The sequence below is a fragment of the Streptomyces sp. NPDC005483 genome (assembly GCF_040606035.1).
GTDB lineage: Bacteria > Actinomycetota > Actinomycetes > Streptomycetales > Streptomycetaceae > Streptomyces.
In genome coordinates this window covers 1-2,605 of the sequence record NZ_JBEXEA010000110.1, presented here as the reverse complement: position 1 = coordinate 2,605, position 2,605 = coordinate 1, and the positions used below count along the sequence as shown (strand labels likewise).

Here is a 2,605-nt window from a genome sequence, read left to right as displayed (position 1 = left end):
ATCAGTCGGGCCTCGCCGATGGCTCGGAGGAAGCCCGGGGTGGTGCCGAGCATCTCGGCTGCCCGGCCCATCGTGTAAGCGGGATAGTCGTCGTCCTCCAGGCGATTGGTCAGAGGCTTGTCCGGAGTCATGTCACCTCGTCGTCCAACGCGTCGAGGGGCCCTGGTGCCGTACGCACCAGGGCCCCGAGGAAAGCGAACACCATCTGTCGGCCCTACTGCTGTGCCGACCTTCTGTTTCCGCTACCCGGCCCGGCAGAGCGGGGTGCGGGGGGATCGCAACTGCTTGACCGGGAACCACCATCCATTCCGGGGTCTTGCGGTACCCGGGCCGAGAGTGTCGGGCCGGGCGATCCTGATGGCGTCTCCTCCGTTTCTCTCTCGCTTCTTTCTGAACCAACCACTGGGTGAATCGGTACTGCGGTACTGCGGTGGCGGCTCCTTGACCTGCGAGCCGCCCAGTGCGGCTCTCAGCCCCGTCGCCATTCTGGGAACACTTTGGCTTCGAGGCTCGAGAGCCGCGCTGACCTGCGAACTTCGTGCACAACACCCGCCAGTTCGTGTCTGCCGGGTCTCGTCGACCGTGTCTACGATATGAAGCGTAACCATGGCGACAGAAGATGTCTACTCTGGCAAGAGTAGATTTCACTCCCGTGGCGGAGGAGAAACCCTGTGATCCGCTCGATCGGCCGGGAGCCGTCCTCCTCGGCGCGGTACCGCCCGGGCCGCGGGGCGGTTCCGGGACTGAAATAGGATCTGTTCTCATGTCGAACCCTGACGAGCTGCTCGTCGCACTCTCCGCCGCGGTGGAGTCCGAGCGAAGCAATCAGATGTCGTTGACCGTGGTCGTCGGCGGGGCCGTCATCACCGGCCGGCTGGCTCCTGAGGCCGTGTGGAGGGAGCGCGTGGCGGAGGTACTGAAGGACTCGGACCGCCTGGGCCCGTTCTCCGACGTCTTCGCCCGCGACCCGCGAGGGGACCGGCCCGGCCGTGACGAGGCGCCCACCCATCTGCACTTCCATCTCGCCCGGATCCTTCAGGGGAGCCTCGGTATCCCGGAGACGGGAGGCATGTACCGAGTCGCGATCAAGGACGTCAGCGCGTGGACCGTGGGCGATCTCAGCTACTTCGACCGGTGAGACGCCTGCCCGCCGCAGCGGGCGGGCAGCGTCCTGACCGCGCCGGTCTCGCCGCGGCGTGCTGAGCGTGGTCCGCTGAACCGGGTGCCCCGGTCACCGGCGACTGCCGCCCACACCGGCGTGGTCGACGGCCGTGCCGGCGCCCGGCCACCGCACGAACCCCGGGCGCCGGTGGCCGCGGCGATCTGCACGCCGAAGAAGCCGGGCCGCCGGCACCGCCGTGCACGGAAACGTGGGCGTGGTCAGGGGAACCAACGCCGCCTGGTCATGGGGCAGGAGGGCCGGCCTGGCGGCCACCTCGGCAGGCAGGGGCACGGGTGAAGCGGGCGAGTTCGTACACCTCGTCCTGCTCGCGCCCCCGCCGACCGGTCACCGTGTCACCAGGTGGGGATGAGGCCGCCGTCGATGATCATGTCGCTGCCGGTGATGTTCCGCGCGCCGTCGCCGGCCAGGAACAGGACCAGTTCGGCGACTTCCCCGGGCCGGGAGAAGCGGCCGGTGGCGGTGGAACCGGCGGCCTGCGCCACGACGTCGTCGGGTGTCATGCCGGCGGCTGCGGAGACGGTGGCCGCTACCCCGTCCTGGGCCAGCCAGAGGTCGGTCTGCACCGGGCCGGGACTGACGGTGTTGACGCGGATGCCTTTCGGGCCGACCTCCTTCGACAGGGCCTTGGAGAAGGCGACGAGGGCGGCCTTGCCCGCGCTGTAGTCGATGACCAGGGGGTCGGGGAGCGTGGCGTTGACCGAGGCGACCGTGACGATCGACCCCTGACCGGCCGCCAGCATGACGGGCAGGGCCGCGCGGGTGACCCGTACCGCGGTGAGCAGGTTCAGATCGAGGACGCGTTGCCAGTCGGTGTCCGTCACCGACAGGAACCCTCCGGTCCGGGCCGGTGCCGTGCCCACGTTGTTGACCAGTACGTCGATGCGTCCCCGGGCGGCTTCGACGAGGCGCCCGGCGGCGGCGGGCTCGGCGAGGTCGACGGGCACCCAGGTGACCTGGCCTTCCTTGACCAGCGCGTCCAGCTCGGGCGTGGAGCTGCGGGAACCGGCGATCACCGTCGCGCCCGCCTGCGCGAGGGCGGTGACGACGGCCAGCCCGATGCCCTTGCTGGCACCGGTGACGACGGCGGTGCGTCCGTGCAGTGGCGCGTCCATGTCTCTGCCTTCCGTTGCCGGGCGCCGGGCAGCGCCGGGCACCGCGTCCAGCAGACCACGCTCCGGCGGGAACGGACAGCCCGCCGCCGGTGCGCCGGCCACGGGCTCCCGGTCACCGTTGCGGGAGTGCCGCCTCCGGGTTGCCGTAGTAGGCGTCGGGGCCGTGTTTGCGGGTGTAGTGGCGTTGCAGGAGGTGGGCGGGTGGGGGTGCGGTTGGGTTGAGGGACAGGGTGTGCAGGGCGATGTCGGCGACGGCCTCGCAGATGATCGCGTGTTCCAGGGACTTGCGGGCGGTGCTGCCCCAGGTGAA

2 protein-coding genes and 2 pseudogenes are annotated in these 2,605 nt (G+C 70.3%); 1 reads left to right on the top strand and 3 read right to left on the bottom strand.

Going from position 1 to position 2,605, the window contains the following annotated elements; all coding sequences use genetic code 11:
• A pseudogene (locus tag ABZT06_RS50435) lies at positions 1-131 on the bottom strand (MerR family transcriptional regulator); the annotation flags it as partial.
• A gap of 632 nt (positions 132-763) precedes the next feature.
• Here ABZT06_RS50435 and ABZT06_RS50430 point away from each other — a divergent pair.
• On the top strand, positions 764-1,138 hold the full coding sequence (locus ABZT06_RS50430) for a hypothetical protein (protein WP_355756660.1): 375 nt from the start codon (positions 764-766) through the stop codon (positions 1,136-1,138).
• Positions 1,139-1,515: 377 nt separating this feature from the next.
• On the opposite strand, the gene ABZT06_RS50425 is transcribed toward ABZT06_RS50430, so the two are convergent.
• Together ABZT06_RS50425 and araD are read right to left on the bottom strand one after the other, a co-directional pair.
• Positions 1,516-2,295 (bottom strand): oxidoreductase, encoded by a 780-nt coding sequence (locus ABZT06_RS50425; protein WP_355756657.1) that lies wholly within the window; start codon positions 2,293-2,295, stop codon positions 1,516-1,518.
• 112 nt (positions 2,296-2,407) lie between these two features.
• Positions 2,408-2,605 (bottom strand): annotated as a pseudogene (gene araD, locus ABZT06_RS50420) (L-ribulose-5-phosphate 4-epimerase); the annotation flags it as partial.

Excerpts from the sequence above, each read along its gene's own strand:
- ABZT06_RS50430 (WP_355756660.1), top strand. The coding sequence starts at position 764 with ATGTCGAACCCTGACGAGCTGCTCGTCGCACTCTCCGCCGCGGTGGAG.
- ABZT06_RS50425 (WP_355756657.1), bottom strand. The coding sequence starts at position 2,295 with ATGGACGCGCCACTGCACGGACGCACCGCCGTCGTCACCGGTGCCAGC.